Source organism: Photobacterium kasasachensis (genome assembly GCF_050336885.1).
In the GTDB taxonomy this organism is placed as follows: domain Bacteria; phylum Pseudomonadota; class Gammaproteobacteria; order Enterobacterales; family Vibrionaceae; genus Photobacterium; species Photobacterium kasasachensis.
On sequence record NZ_JAKJSH010000007.1, the window covers coordinates 226,216 to 240,252 of the forward strand.

Annotated in this window: 10 protein-coding genes; 9 read left to right on the forward strand and 1 reads right to left on the reverse strand. The window is 47.5% G+C overall.

Annotation, left to right across the window (positions count from 1 at the left end; genetic code table 11):
• The first annotated feature begins 202 nt into the window (after window positions 1–202).
• From glpA to L4D19_RS10855, 4 genes are all read left to right on the forward strand, one after another.
• Entirely contained in the window at window positions 203–1,903 is a 1,701-nt protein-coding gene (gene glpA, locus L4D19_RS10840; RefSeq protein ID WP_428452476.1) for an anaerobic glycerol-3-phosphate dehydrogenase subunit A, read from the forward strand.
• Entirely contained in the window at window positions 1,900–3,228 is a 1,329-nt protein-coding gene (gene glpB / locus L4D19_RS10845) for a glycerol-3-phosphate dehydrogenase subunit GlpB (RefSeq protein WP_428452477.1), read from the forward strand. Before glpA ends, glpB begins: the two co-directional genes overlap by 4 nt.
• Window positions 3,225–4,436 carry an anaerobic glycerol-3-phosphate dehydrogenase subunit GlpC gene (gene glpC / locus L4D19_RS10850; RefSeq protein ID WP_428452478.1) on the forward strand — a complete coding sequence of 404 codons (1,212 nt, stop codon included), beginning with the start codon at window positions 3,225–3,227 and terminating at the stop codon, window positions 4,434–4,436. Before glpB ends, glpC begins: the two co-directional genes overlap by 4 nt.
• 303 nt (window positions 4,437–4,739) lie before the next feature.
• Window positions 4,740–6,626 carry a methyl-accepting chemotaxis protein gene (locus tag L4D19_RS10855; protein WP_428452479.1) on the forward strand — a complete coding sequence of 629 codons (1,887 nt, stop codon included), beginning with the start codon at window positions 4,740–4,742 and terminating at the stop codon, window positions 6,624–6,626.
• 282 nt (window positions 6,627–6,908) lie between these two features.
• On the opposite strand, the gene L4D19_RS10860 is transcribed toward L4D19_RS10855, so the two are convergent.
• Window positions 6,909–8,132 carry an MFS transporter gene (locus L4D19_RS10860; RefSeq protein ID WP_428452480.1) on the reverse strand — a complete coding sequence of 408 codons (1,224 nt, stop codon included), beginning with the start codon at window positions 8,130–8,132 and terminating at the stop codon, window positions 6,909–6,911.
• A 103-nt stretch (window positions 8,133–8,235) separates the two neighbouring features.
• Here L4D19_RS10860 and L4D19_RS10865 point away from each other — a divergent pair, with 103 nt between their 5' ends.
• The 5 genes from L4D19_RS10865 to L4D19_RS10885 all read left to right on the forward strand — a co-directional run bounded on the left by L4D19_RS10865 (window position 8,236) and on the right by L4D19_RS10885 (window position 14,033).
• Window positions 8,236–9,108, forward strand: a complete 873-nt coding sequence (locus tag L4D19_RS10865) for a LysR family transcriptional regulator (RefSeq protein WP_428452481.1) — start codon at window positions 8,236–8,238, stop codon at window positions 9,106–9,108.
• Between the two features lie 332 nt (window positions 9,109–9,440).
• Window positions 9,441–10,796 carry an anaerobic C4-dicarboxylate transporter DcuC gene (gene dcuC, locus L4D19_RS10870; protein ID WP_428452482.1) on the forward strand — a complete coding sequence of 452 codons (1,356 nt, stop codon included), beginning with the start codon at window positions 9,441–9,443 and terminating at the stop codon, window positions 10,794–10,796.
• Window positions 10,797–11,223: 427 nt separating this feature from the next.
• Complete coding sequence (locus L4D19_RS10875; RefSeq protein WP_428452483.1) at window positions 11,224–12,768, forward strand: methyl-accepting chemotaxis protein; 1,545 nt, start codon at window positions 11,224–11,226, stop codon at window positions 12,766–12,768.
• 147 nt (window positions 12,769–12,915) lie between these two features.
• Window positions 12,916–13,626, forward strand: coding sequence for a winged helix-turn-helix domain-containing protein (locus L4D19_RS10880; protein ID WP_428452484.1), 711 nt, complete (start codon window positions 12,916–12,918; stop codon window positions 13,624–13,626).
• Complete coding sequence (locus L4D19_RS10885; protein ID WP_428452485.1) at window positions 13,605–14,033, forward strand: hypothetical protein; 429 nt, start codon at window positions 13,605–13,607, stop codon at window positions 14,031–14,033. Before L4D19_RS10880 ends, L4D19_RS10885 begins: the two co-directional genes overlap by 22 nt.
• Window positions 14,034–14,037: the final 4 nt, after the last annotated feature.

Sequence of the window (14,037 nt, forward strand, 5' to 3'; positions counted from 1 at the left end):
CCTTCGAAAAAGAGCCGAACGGCTCTTTTTTTGTTTGCTTTTCATGCAATCAAGCCCCTTATAGCGCGAACGAATGTTCGTTCGCTCATTTATGTGTATTAGATCAAATAATACCCGCAGCAAAAGTGGCATATTTATTCCTATGAGATAGGGAATCAAACAGTTCCTGAGTAACTGACCAAAACAATAAGCGAAAACGAACATGACTAGTTGGTTTGAAACAGACGTTGTTATTATCGGCGGTGGCGCAACCGGCACAGGCATCATGCGTGATTGTGCGTTACGAGGAATGGCATGTATTCTGGTTGAAAGGGATGACCTTGCTTCAGGTACGACCGGACGTAACCACGGCCTACTCCACTCGGGCGCTCGTTATGCCGTCACGGATCAGGAATCCGCTGAAGAGTGCATTCAAGAAAACCGCATCCTCAAAAAGATTGCTCGCCACTGTGTGGAAGATACGCAGGGGCTGTTTATTTCACTGCCGGACGATGATCTCGATTTTCAGAAAACTTTTCTTTCGTCCTGCCAGAAAGCAGACATTGATGTCGAGCAGCTGACACCGCAAGAGGCACTGAGACTAGAGCCTAACTGTAACCCGGATTTGATTGGTGCCGTCAAGGTACCTGACGGTACGCTTGATCCGTTTCGCCTTGCCGCTTCCAACGTACTTGATGCAGTCGAGCATGGTGCTCGCCTGTTCAATCACACGATTGTGACTGGCCTGATCCGAGACGGCCACACAGTGAAAGGCGTTAACTGTCTGAACACGAAAACGGGCGAACATTTTGAGATTTACGCCAAGCAGGTTGTCAATGCTGCAGGGATCTGGGGTCAACAGATCTGTGAGTATGGGGATCTCAATATCAAGATGTTCCCTGCCAAAGGATCCCTACTGATCCTCGACTACCGGATCAATAACCTTGTCATCAACCGCTGCCGTAAACCGTCGGATGCCGATATTCTGGTACCCGGTGACACGATTTCTCTGATCGGAACCACTTCTGAGCGTATCGATTACGACAAGATCGACGACTTGCATGTCACCAGTAAAGAGATCGATGTGTTGCTTGAGGAAGGCGCCAAGCTTGCGCCTATCATGGCCAACACCCGTGTTCTTCGTGCCTACGCGGGTGTCCGCCCTCTCGTTGCCGTCGACGGTGATACCAGCGGCCGTAATATCAGCCGCGGCATTGTATTGCTAGACCATGCAGAACGAGATGGCATGGACGGCTTCGTAACCATCACCGGCGGCAAGCTGATGACATACCGCATGATGGCTGAATGGACGACCGATCTAGTTGCCAAAAAACTGGGCAACTCGCAACCATGTATTACCCATGAAAAACCACTGCCCGGCTCGGAGCAAGCAACCGAGAAAACCAAGAAAACAGCTAGTCTTGCCAAACCTGTCTATCAGTCCGCCTACTACCGTCATGGCGAGCGGGCCGAGAAGTTCCTCAAGGGCGACAAGAAGAGCCAGGCCGTGATCTGCGAATGCGAGATGGTTACTTGTGGCGAAGTGGAATACGCCATCAAAGAGCTTGATGTCCATAACCTGGTTGATTTACGTCGCCGTACCCGCGTTGGTATGGGGCCATGCCAGGGAGAACTCTGCTCTTACCGTGCCGCTGGCTTATTCTCGGAGTACGGCAAAACATCAGGGACCGAAGCGAGCCACCTACTGGGCGAATTCCTTGAAGAACGCTGGAAAGGTATAAAGCCGGTATTCTGGGGCGATGCTATGCGCGAAGGCGAGTTTACCTACTGGATCTACGAAGGCTTGTTTGGTGTCAGTGATCTCCCGGAACAACAACCGGAAACAACACATCAGGCATCCAGTACAGCAACAAACGCCACAAACAAAACAACAAGCGAAACAGCAGACGAGGTCGAGCAATGAAATTTGATAGCGTAATTATTGGTGGCGGTGTTGCCGGCCTAAGTTGTGCGATCCGCTGTGCCGAGGCTGGGTTAAAGACAGCAGTTATTGCTGCAGGCCAAAGTGCCCTGCACTTTTCGTCGGGATCTATCGATGTACTGAGCCGCCTGCCTGACGGCCAACCAGTCGCCAACCCATTCAGTGCCTTTGACGAACTGAAAAACCAAAGCCCGGAGCATCCCTACAGCAAGCTGGGTGAAAAAACGACACGTGACGCTCTCGATTGGTATCAGTCGATGATGGAAAAATGCGGCGTCTACCTGACAGCTCAGGAAGATGGAGCCAACCATTTGCGCGTCACACCTATGGGCACTTTCCGCTCTACCTGGTTATCTCAGCAAACCGTCCATCAATTCCCCCTAAAGGATGTCGCGAAAGGTCTGAGCAGTGTTGCCCTCGTTACAATTGACGGTTTCCGTGATTTCCAGCCTAAACTGGCGGCCGACAACCTGGCGAAGCTACCGCAGTTTAAAGATGTCACCATCACGACAGCTGCCGTCGAGCTACCTGACTTCGAGACAATGCAACGTAACCCGTGTGAATTTCGCTCCATCGATCTCTCCCGGGTGCTACGTGACGAAACCAAGCTTTGTGCTTTTGCCAAGTCATTAATCCAACACGTCGGCAAAGCCGATCTTGTGATTCTGCCGTCCATTTTTGGCAATGGCGACGGGGCGGCGACTATTAAGCTGCTTGAAGGGCTGACTGGCTTTAAGATCTGTGAGATCCCAACCATGCCACCTTCTCTGCTGGGTATTCGTCTGGAAGAAGCCATGAAGTCTCACTTCAAAGCGCTAGGCGGCTTGATCCTTGCCGGTGACGAAGTAAAGCGCGGTGAATTCGAAGACGGCGAGCTAAAACGTATTTATACCAAGCACCATCATGACATGCCGCTCGTTGCTGACAATTACCTCATTGCCAGCGGTAGTTTCTTCAGCCGTGGTATGAGTGCACAAAGACATGCTATCGAAGAACCAATCTTCGGTCTGGACATGACTGATCTGCCACATCGCGATCACTGGTATCAACCTGAGTTCTTTGCCAAGCAGAGTCATCCGTTCCTCAAGATGGGTGTCACCTGCAATTCTCAGCTACAGCCATCTATCAACAACCAGAGCATCAGCAATCTGTACTGCGCAGGCGCCCTGCTTGCCCATTATGATCCGGTCTTCGAAGGCTGCGGCAGCGGTGTCGCCATCAGCACCGGCTATCATGTTGCCGAGAAAATGATTAAAGCGCAGCACCAAACAACAGAAAACGTACAACAAGAAAGGACTATCGCATGAGCCTTCCAAAAAAAGACACCAGCTTTGATCAATGTATCAAGTGCACTGTATGTACCGTCTACTGCCCAGTCGCAAAGGCCAACCCGCAGTATCCGGGGCCGAAGCAATGTGGCCCGGATGGCGAGCGTCTGCGAATCAAGAGTCCTGAGTTTTATGATGAAACCCTGAAGCTGTGTACCAACTGCAAGCGCTGTGAAACGGCCTGTCCTTCCGGAGTCAAGATTGGCGATATGATTGCCGTCGCCCGCGACGAGCATGCCAAAATGCCGCTGAACATCAAGACTATCCGTGACTTTGTACTCAGCCATACCGATCTGATGGGAACAGCAGCAACCCCATTTGCCCCTGTTGTTAACGCCATCACTGGTATGAAGCCGGTGAAAAAGATCATGCACAAAACCATCGGCGTGCACGATCATAAAAGCCTGCCGAAGTACTCCCATGGCACATTCCGTCGCTGGTACAAGCAAAACTGCACCAGCCAGGCGCTGTATCCCAAGCAGGTACATTACTTCCACGGCTGCTATGTAAACTATAACCACCCTCAGCTAGGTAAAGACTTCGTCAAAGTCATGAACGCCATGAGCATCGGTGTCCAGCTGCTCGACAAAGAGAAATGCTGCGGCGTGCCGCTCATCGCCAACGGCTTCTTTGATAAAGCCAAGAAAAACGCCAAGCTGAACATCAAGAACTTTACCGATGCCATCGAAAAGTATGATGCGCCTATCATCTCGACATCATCGACCTGTTCTTTCACCTTGCGCGAAGAATACCCAGAGGTACTCAAAGTTGATAACAGCCAGGTGGCCGACAGAATCGAGTTCGTTACCCGCTTTCTTCTAAGAAGCTTTATGAATGGCAATATGCCGAAAATGAAGCCGGTCAATAAGAAAGTGGTATATCACACGCCGTGTCACCTAGAGCGTACTGGTGGCAGCCTGTATACCATTGAACTTCTGAAGATGATCCCTGGCCTGGAACTGGTGGTGCTGGACAGCCAGTGCTGTGGTCTAGCCGGAACCTACGGCTTCAAAACCGAGAACTATGACACCTCGATGGCTATCGGCAGCAAGTTGTTCAAGCAAATTCGCCAGGAAAATGCTGATTTCGCCATTACGGACTGTGAAACCTGTAAATGGCAAATCGAAGAAAATACCGACCTTGAAACCATCCATCCCGTCTCAGTCTTGGCGATGGCTCTAGCCTGATCCTAAGAGGGCCTAACCGGCCCTCTCCTCTTTTTATTACAAAATTCTTGATAGAGATCCTATAGTTATTCTTGTGCTAGAAGAAAAGCTGGCAATAGTGCCCGACATTCTGGACGGAATTTTTCTCTGGCAACCTGATCTTAAAACAATGAGAAATGACACGCAGGGAAGCATCAGGAACCTCATCCTATAGCTGAAGTATGCAGTAGCTAGCGCTGGTAGCCAAAGATGGCAACAGCCGATAGCGGCCCTATGAAGATCATCGTGTAGAGACGGTGCTAACTATCATTAAGGGGGTAAACCATGCGCATACTGTCTGTTCAGACAATCAAAGCTAAGCTATACCTGATCAGTTTTATTCTTGTCGCTTCAATGCTCGCCTTCGGCTTGTTCGAAATGGTTTCTTTCAAGAAAATCGATGACTTACAGTTTGCTGCTCAGGAAACCGCGCACAGTAAAGCTGATTTACTGAAACTGCGCCGCCATGAAAAAGACTTCCTGGCCCGATTGGATGCCAAATATATAGAAGAGTTTAATACTGACCAGATTGCCCTATCTGATCGGATAGTCCGGGTTCAAACCATTCTTAGCCAATACAGCTCTCAGCATGGCAGCAGCTTTGACTATGTGCTGGAAGTGCTCGATCAGTATTCAACCCAGTTTAATGAAATCACTGATCAGAGTGTCCTGATAGGCCTGACAATGGAGAATGGCCTGCGAGGCAATATCAACAATGCGGCTAACGAAGCCGAAGAAAAGATACTGGCTACTGGCGACGAGCAGCTCTACCGTATGCTACTGACGCTCAGGCGCAACGAGAAAGACTTCATCATCACCAAAAATACAGACCACCTTGGCTACTTCAACAACAACATCGACACCCTGCAGCAAGCCATCAAGGAAAAGTCGTACAGTCGCGCCGAGCAGAGAGGACTGAGGCGAAGCCTGATAATGTACCAGATGATGTTCGAAGAACTGGTTGATGGCTACACCACAATTGGTCTTAGCCATACCGAAGGCTTATATGGTGAGCTGAGAAAGAAGGTGCATGTTGTCGAAGCTGAAATCGACCGCCTAGAGCTGGCACTTATTGACGATATCAATCATCAGCAATATCAGGAAAAACTCACGCTAGCTATCAGTGGTGCAGCAATCACCCTGTTCATGACCATTGTCCTGCTGACATTCAGCCGCAAGATCACCAAGCGTCTGGCCACAGTCAACCGCATGATGAAAGACATCGCCGAAGGCAATGGTGACTTAACGGTCAGAATGAATGATAACGGCAAGGATGAACTGGCAGAGCTCAGCCACTCTTTCGACAAGTTTACCTCCAAACTGCAAACAATCGTCACTGGTATCGCCGACATCTCGCAGCAGCTCTCTCATGCGGCCTCAGAGTCAACGTCGGCTTCCGATAACAGTCTGGAAAATGCTGAGCAGCAACAGGCTGAGTCTTCCAGCGTTGCTGCGGCAATCAATCAGCTGTTGGCTACCAGTAATGAGATCGCCAGCAATATTAATGATGCCGCCGACTCCGCTGAAAAAGTGAAACTTGAAGCGCAAAACAGCCTGCAAACTAGCGAGCAAGCCGGAGAGTCTATTCAGGCGCTGGCTTCAGATATTGCAGAATCTCAAACGCTAATTGAGCGCCTTGAGACTGAAAGCAGCAACATTAACAAAGTGATTGCCGTGATCCGTGATATTACAGAGCAAACCAACCTGCTGGCCCTCAATGCCGCCATCGAGGCTGCAAGAGCCGGCGAACATGGCCGCGGCTTTGCCGTCGTTGCCGACGAAGTCCGACAACTGGCTCAGCGCACCCATAGTTCTACTCAGGAAATAGAGCACACCATCGAACGATTGCACTCTGGCGTCGAAGAAAGTGTAACTATTATGCAAAAAAGCCAGTCACAGACTGAACTGACGGTTACCCAGACCAACCAGGCAACGGATTCCGTCAACCGTATTGTGACTGCGATTACCGATATCTCGGACAAAAACCTGCAGATAGCCTCGGCCTCGGAGCAACAGGCCATGGTGTCTGCTGAAATCGATAAAAATATCTCCCGTATTTCAGAACTGGCGATGAGTACGGCGTCAGCTGTCGGCCAGTCCTCTCAAGCCAGTCAGGACGTTTCTAAGATGGCCGGACAGCTCGGAGAAGTCGTCAGTCAGTTTAAATATTAAATACTATATACCCAAGCTACCTCAAGATGCAGGATTCAGAATGAGACCAGCGAGCTCAGTTCAAGGAAAATGACGGTAGGAATGGCTATTCCCTTTCAACGTTATTTGACACAGAAATGGGTTCGCTGGCTCATTCCCAAAGGGCGAGTTTACTTGGCTTCTATGCGTTGTTACCGATTGTTAATTTAGAGCCACTAGATTTTCGAATCGGTGCCTAGCCTACAAGCCAAGTAATTCTCGCTGAAACGAGCATCTTGAGGTAGCTTGGGTATACTTTGTTCTTCAGGCCGCTGGTTGAATATCTTTTGCTGCGGCCTTTTCTTTTACTGCGACTTTTTCTTTGCTCATCAGTCGAAGGCACAACAGGTAAATCACCCCATACAGCACCATACCGCCTAGCAATACACCTTGCCACGCTCCATATTGCCAACAAGCTATCAGGTAAAAGCCCCCGAGACTTCCTCCGGCATAATAGTGGACAAGGTACAATGCTGTGGCTGTTGCCTTGGCCGTTGTCGCTTTCTGGCTCACCCAGGCATAAGCCAACGAGTGGGTAAAAAAAGCGCCGGAGCTTATCAGCATCAGGCCTGTCATCATCGCTGGAATGGTTTCTATCGCAGCCACCCACATACCAATGACACTCACCGTTGTCCCTATAATCATCCCTGAGATCGGATTATAAGACTGGCTCCACCTACCACTGAACTTGGCACTCAGGGTACCGGTGAGATAACACAGAAAAATCATAGAAGCCCAGCTCACTGGCACCGAATACGGTTCGGCGACCAGACGAAAGCCCATCACCGTATACAGGTTCACAAAAAGGGCAAAGTTCACTCCACCTATCAGCATCGCATACCACAGAGTCGGCTTTCTCAAGTGCTGTAATACACTCTGGGTATGCAGTCTCAACTGGCCTTTTCTAGCGACAAAGTGTTGCTGTGGTGGCAGTAGTTTCCACACAAGCAAAGCAATAACAAGACTGAATAACGCCATACTGATCACCGCCGCCTGCCACCCCCAGTGATCGGAGATAAACCCGCCCGCCAGACGACCGACAATCCCTCCCAGCGAGTTGGCACTGATATAGCCGCCGACGGCAACCATCAAGGCCCGAGGAGTAAACTCTTCGGCCATATAGGCAACAGCCACTGCCGCAAAACCTGCGAGAGCCGCCCCCATACCGGCCCGGGCAAGGCTCAGCATCAATAAGTTCTCGGCACCGAGCATCAACAAACCGACTACAGGCAACAAAAACAAACTGATAAGCATCACACGACGACGACCTATCACTTCTGAACCAACCGCCCAGGGCACAAGCATCACGGCCAGTGACAATGTTCCTGCTGCCAGCAACCAATTGACTTCTGTTGCCGTGGCCGAAAACTCGTTGGCCATCAACGGTAGCATTGGCTGAAACAGATAAAGATTACAAAAAACCAAAAAGGAGCCCAGGGCAAGAGCAAAGCTGGCACGTTTATAAGCAGGGGTTTTTAAATCAATCATTATCGAGAGCCATACCGTTGAAATCTAATAAAACGGTAGCAATTCATCCCCAATAATGAAAATATATTAAAAATATAGGGATGATAGCTTTTGTTTATAGTCAATGGATATTCGTCAACTCACCTACTTCGTCATGCTGGCTGAAACGGGCAATTTCACCCGGGCAGCCGAACGTCTGCATATCGCCCAGCCGGCGCTCAGCATTGCGATTAAAAAGCTTGAAAACCAGCTTGAGCTACCACTTTTTCATCGTAACGATCGCAAGGTCATGCTCACCCATGAAGGCAACATTCTGCTTGAACACGCCAGACTCATTCTCCAGCAAATGGAAGATGCCAACATCGCAATGGCGGAGTTAAGGGGACTGGAAAAAGGCGAAGTCCGACTTGGGTTACCAAGTATGCTCGGATCGTATTTTTTCCCCGAGATCCTGATGGGATTCAAAAGCCAGTACCCCAATTTAAAACTGACCATTGTCGAAGCGGGTACCCAATCAATCCGCAAAATGCTATTAAATGGCGAGCTGGATCTCGGAATTATCCACAACGCCGATGTTCCCGACAGCCTTATCACCGAACACCTTATTAACTCACAAATGGTGGCTGTTGTTGGCGAGGGAAACCCGTTAGCCCAGCAGAAGACGATCAGTTTCAGTGATTTTTTCAAAAATGAACTTGTGATGTTCAAGCAAGGTTATTTTCACCGCGAATTCATTGATGATGTTTGCCATCACCACCAACTAACACCTCAAATAGCCTTCGAAACAAACCTGTTGCCAATGATATTACAAATAGTCCGTAATGATTTTGCCATTACCGCTCTGTTGGAGATGGTGACACAGCATGAAAAAGGGCTGTCGGCCATTCCTTTTAAGCAGCCTGTATATTTGGATATTGCTATTGCCTGGCGAAAGAACGGGTACTTGTCAGTCGCTGATCGTGCCTTTATGGAATTTGTTAAACAACACTGCCAATAGCAACCATCACTAACCAATTTTACTATCAACTACTCCATACTTTATAAGCAACAGTTCTTATAATGACGCTATATTGCTATTTTATTAGAATTTCCTTCAAAACTATCAGTTAACCTTTTTGTTACAGCTTTTTACACATTAGTTTTCAAGCCAGTAGCACAATAAAAATACGCCGCCTAAAATACTGCTTTAGATCATAAATACCACCGTTATATGTCGAGTAAATGCCACCAATTAGGTAAATTAGCCATAAATAATGTGTAATAAAGTGTTTTTATATACACACATTTTCTTTTAATTGGTTTAATTTTGTAGTTTAAGAGGACACTTCCATGTTGGAGCTTATAATTGGTCTTCTGGTTGCTGCGGGTGTAGGTCGATACATCTTCAAAGGATATACAGCAACTGGAGTGCTATTAACTGGCGGTATTATTTTACTTGCCATCACAGCGGCGTTAGGTAAGAACGTGCTGCCTACTGGCGTCACGTCAACAGGCAACGCTGTCACTGATGTCTTTGAGTATATTAAATACCTGCTAATGTACCGCGCCGGCGGACTTGGCATGATGATCATGATGCTATGTGGCTTTGCAGCTTACATGACCAAGATCGGTGCCAACGACATGGTCGTGAAAATGGCGTCCAAACCACTACAGTTTATCAAGTCTCCTTACATTCTGATGGTCGCCACCTACTTCGTTGCCTGCCTGATGTCTCTTGCCGTTTCATCTGCAACTGGTCTGGGCGTATTGCTAATGGCAACCTTGTTCCCGCTGATGGTTAATATGGGCATCAGCCGCGGCGCAGCAGCCGCAATCTGTGCATCACCGGCTGCTATCATTCTATCCCCAACTTCGGGTGATGTCGTTGTCGCTGCTGAAGCAGCAGGTATGGAGCTGATTGATTTTGCCTTCAAGACAACGCTGCCAATTTCTATTGTCGCTATTATCGCCATGGCGGCTGCTCACTTCTTCTGGCAGCGATACCTGGATGACAAAGAAGGTGTGGTTCACGAAAAACTGGACGTTAGCGAACTGACTGTTGATGCGCCAAAATTCTTCTGCGTTTTGCCTTTCACGCCGATCATCGGTGTATTGCTGTTTAGCGGTAAGCTGTTCCCGGAACTACACATCGTCACTATTCTGGTGATCTGTATGTTCCTTGCTGCGGTGATCGAACTTATTCGTCACCGTAACTCAAAGATGGTATTTGAAGGCCTGGATGCTGCGTATAAAGGGATGGCAGATGCCTTCTCTGGCGTGGTTATGCTGTTGATTGCAGCGGGTGTTTTCGCACAAGGTTTGAAATCTGTCGGTTTCATCGACAACCTGCTTCACCTTGCTGAAATCGCGGGTGCCGGCGGTATCTTCCTGATGATCCTATTGGTTGGTATCACAGCAATTGCAGCTGTCACTACCGGTTCAGGTAACGCGCCGTTCTACGCATTCGTTGAGCTTATTCCTAGCCTTGCGGCAAAAATGGGCATCAACCCGGCATACCTGGTTATTCCTATGCTTCAGGCATCTAACCTTGGCCGTACCATTTCTCCGGTATCTGGTGTTGTTGTTGCCTGTTCAGGCATGGCGAAGCTATCTCCGTTCGAAGTGGTTAAACGTACTTCTGTTCCGGTCTTTGTTGGTATTATCGTGGTAATCATTGCGACCCAAGTTATGGTGCCAGCAGCCTAAGTCGAACCATCAAGTATTTAATAGCCCGCATGATATGCGGGCTTTTTTTTATAATCAGACACCTAAATAAATATTAACCTTATTCACAAGGTTAAATCCGCAGATCATCCCCGCCAGCTTCGTTATTTGGCTTGAACATTTTATAAAATCAAACTCACTGAAACTTTATACTGTATTTATTAAAAAATCAGTCATCGAGGCTGACACTCGTTGCATAGATAACTAATAATAAGAAGAATCGAACAATATTAAGCCCAATCCCCTGAAAAGTAAGAAACCGCCCAAAATTCAATTATGTATATAAGTGATATCCCATCTACATTTGATTTTAAGCGGAGTTATACCGCACTTTTTGTAATGACTTGTGGAGCCAATGATAAAGCTTCAGCTATCGAGCCATGACTTTTGATGTAGAGAGGGAATATCTATGCGAAAGAATACCCATGTCACAGACAATGAAATAGTCTTGGCTCCCAATGCCCAGCTGGTTACGACCACCGATTTGAAGGGGGTCATTACCTATGCAAACGACGAATTCGTTGACATTTGTGGCTACTCAGCTGACGAGCTTGTTGGACAACACCACAATATTATCCGACACCCCGACATGCCGCCACAAGCCTTCGCTGACTTATGGCAGCATCTCAAGGCAGAGCAATCATGGCGAGGTATTGTCAAAAATTGCTGCAAAGACGGTAGCCACTACTGGGTAGACGCTTATGTCACTCCACTGTATCAGAACAACCAAGTCTGCGGGTACCAGTCGGTCAGGCGCAAGCCCAGCAGTGAAATGATTTCCAAAGCTGAGCAAATCTACCGGCAACTCAACCAACAGAAAAACCCATATTCATTCCAGCTTTCTATCACACATAAAGTGTTGCTGTGTCTGATAATGACCGTCTTGACGATAATTGCCATGCCTTTCTTTATGCCTGACTATGCGGAGTTCAGCGCCCTACTGCCTCTAGTTCTGGTGTTCTTGCTCTTTCGAAACGAGTTACTGACAACACCTTCCTTTTTAAAACAACTAACAAATCAGTACGACAGCCTAACCCGGATCATCTATAGCGGAGATACAAAAGAGTCTATTGCCAAGTTTCACCTCCAGTTAGGTGATGCCCGGCTGAAAACCGTACTGGGACGTGTCGATGATGCCTCAAGCACACTGGCAAGCGTTGCTGATACGCTGCAACAGGCCTCCACATCAGCCAAGGCATCTATCACCGAGCAAGACAAGGAAACACAAATGATTGCCTCGGCCATCACCGAGCTATCAACGGTATCTAACGAAATTGCTCAAAACACCCAGCTAACAGCAGACAAAGTTGCCACCGCACAACAGCAATGTATCAAAACCACCGAAGCGCTCAATTCAACCCAGCAGGCTATCAATGAATTGGAACAGGAAACAGAAAATACCGCCGAGACAGCTAAGTCTCTGGTCAAAGTCTCCGATCAGATAGAAACCATGATGGTAGAAATACAGGGCATAGCTGAGCAGACGAACCTGCTGGCACTGAATGCTGCTATCGAAGCCGCCAGAGCGGGAGAGCAAGGACGCGGGTTTGCTGTCGTCGCCGATGAGGTCCGTGCTCTATCGCAACGAACACATGGTGCCACCGAGAAAATACAGCATGGCATCAGCGATATTAACTCAACCTTGAACCAATGGCAGTCACGGACAACCGTCAGTATTGAGAAGACCAAAGAATGTGTCGACAACACAGACACAACAGCCCAAAGTATTAGAGAGGTTGTTGCTATGGTTGATGAAATGGCAGAAATATCGACTCAGATTGCCACTGCAGCCGAAGAGCAAGGAATGGTCTCAGCTGAAATCAGTAACAATGTTAACCAAATCTCATATTCTTCGACAAAAAACCTGGAACAAGTAGAAAAGATGGAAAAGTCGTCCATTTTGATGCGTGAAAAGGTTACCATGCTTAAAGGACTAGGAAAGTCCTTCGGCTAATCAAACACTTAGCTTAATAAGCAGGGCTGATTTTGAGCCCTGTTCAATTATACTTGCATTTTGTTGCTTAACAATTTGAACTGTATCATAATTTGCTCGTCTATAACTTCAATCATGATGCATTACTTACAGTACTGAAAAACCAATATGGCAAACCCGCTCGACGATAATATCACTTATATCAGTATTCAAAACCTGAAGGTTTCACTCACTGATATGTTGATCACTAATAGCAATGATGGTGCCCAGACTCAATTACGCATCAAAGAGGCCGAATTACTCAAGTATCTCTGTCAACGATACCCGAATGTAGCGCTTCGTACTGACATCGCGGAAAACGTGTGGGCGAACACCTATGCGTCAGAGTTTACGATTAACCAAACGGTTAACAGTTTACGCTCGAAGCTATTTAACCAAGGTAAGGCGCTGATCATTACCGTACCCAAACGAGGCTACAAGCTAGGGGTACAACCTGAATTTCATACCAGCGTCCCCCCTCTTCCAGAAACTAGCGATGCAGGGCCAGAGAAAACAACAACAGCCAAACCTGAAACCGCTGTCCCAGCCCCATCGCCGAAGAAGAAAAAACAACCGGACATCAGGCTTAGTAAGCCTATATTTGGCTTAATCACCATTCTCGCCAGTTTACTGATTGTGTTCGGTGTCAGTTTTACTCAACAAGAAGACATTGAGGCAGTACGAATAAATAATACATTTATACTGTTTACTCCAAATGAGAATGAACTCAAACTCATAAATGAAACATTGCAATCAACCCATTATGACTATATCGATAAGGTCAGTGCCACTATTTACGGGTGTGGAGAGGACAAACAATGCATAAATATCACCCCTTAATTAAGCTACTGACTAGTATCATTATCCTTAGTCTGGTGCTCTTATTTCTCAAAGGGAAGTTCACACCAGTCTTCTATAAGATCAACGGTTTTTGGCAAGCCGAGTCAGTAAAAGGTGAAGCCTTTTACATGGAGTTTGATGGCAACACTTTGAATATCTACGGCCAAGACGAGCGTGCCAAGAAATTCAATGTTCGCTATGATGCCCAGTATCAAAAAGACAGCAATGGTAGAATAGTATTGATTCAAGTATTTGCTGACTCGGATAGCAAATCACTGAAAGACAAGATTGATAAGAGCACCAAAGTTTTCAGTTCCATGCGATTTAAAAAAGTTGGCGAGAACGTAGTGACCAGCTTCTATAATGGTGAAAACCTAATTGTCTACAAGTTAAAACCAATCGAGTAACACG

What these genes read in the sequence shown, in the direction of transcription:
- glpA (WP_428452476.1), top strand. Translation starts at nt 203, where the DNA reads ATGACTAGTTGGTTTGAAACAGACGTTGTTATTATCGGCGGTGGCGCA.
- glpB (WP_428452477.1), top strand. Translation starts at nt 1,900, where the DNA reads ATGAAATTTGATAGCGTAATTATTGGTGGCGGTGTTGCCGGCCTAAGT.
- glpC (WP_428452478.1), top strand. Translation starts at nt 3,225, where the DNA reads ATGAGCCTTCCAAAAAAAGACACCAGCTTTGATCAATGTATCAAGTGC.
- L4D19_RS10855 (WP_428452479.1), top strand. Translation starts at nt 4,740, where the DNA reads ATGCGCATACTGTCTGTTCAGACAATCAAAGCTAAGCTATACCTGATC.
- L4D19_RS10860 (WP_428452480.1), bottom strand. Translation starts at nt 8,132, where the DNA reads ATGATTGATTTAAAAACCCCTGCTTATAAACGTGCCAGCTTTGCTCTT.
- L4D19_RS10865 (WP_428452481.1), top strand. Translation starts at nt 8,236, where the DNA reads ATGGATATTCGTCAACTCACCTACTTCGTCATGCTGGCTGAAACGGGC.
- dcuC (WP_428452482.1), top strand. Translation starts at nt 9,441, where the DNA reads ATGTTGGAGCTTATAATTGGTCTTCTGGTTGCTGCGGGTGTAGGTCGA.
- L4D19_RS10875 (WP_428452483.1), top strand. Translation starts at nt 11,224, where the DNA reads ATGCGAAAGAATACCCATGTCACAGACAATGAAATAGTCTTGGCTCCC.
- L4D19_RS10880 (WP_428452484.1), top strand. Translation starts at nt 12,916, where the DNA reads ATGGCAAACCCGCTCGACGATAATATCACTTATATCAGTATTCAAAAC.
- L4D19_RS10885 (WP_428452485.1), top strand. Translation starts at nt 13,605, where the DNA reads ATGCATAAATATCACCCCTTAATTAAGCTACTGACTAGTATCATTATC.